Origin of the sequence: Pseudomonas sp. Colony2, from assembly GCF_019382755.1 — a bacterium.
Classification (GTDB): Bacteria; Pseudomonadota; Gammaproteobacteria; order Pseudomonadales; family Pseudomonadaceae; genus Aquipseudomonas.
Window position 1 is genome coordinate 1,295,714 of record NZ_CP080030.1, and the last position, 474, is coordinate 1,296,187.

The following is a 474-nucleotide window of genomic DNA, read 5'->3' on the forward strand; positions in this document are numbered from 1 at the left end:
GGCAACGAACTCTTTTTTCAGGCTCATGGCGTCTCTCGTATTCCAGGGCATGATGGTTTTCCGGCGTAGTTAGCTCGCCGAAAAGTGTCCACCATGTCCCCGTACACCCGTCAACCATGTGTCCGGTCCGTACAAAAAGCGGCAAAGTAACCAAAGCGCTCTGCCCCGCCTGTCGGCACCTCGCCTAGGCTCGGTGTTCCCTCACTCCGGCATTGCTCCGCGGGCCGCCGCGACGGGCCATCCATGGCCCGGCGCGGCTAAACCGGCGTCCTGCCGGTTTACCCGCTCCGCAATACCTGCGTTCGGCCTCGGGCTTATTGGGGCAGTCAGATCAAGATCAAGATCAAAAGCAAGAGCACGGCGGCCTGAGAGCCGACCTGAGTGTTAAAAGCCAAAGCAAGATCCAGAGCGAAAGCAGAGCTGCTTTTCTGTGGGAGCTGGCTTGCCTGCGATGCAGATACCTCGGTGTATCAG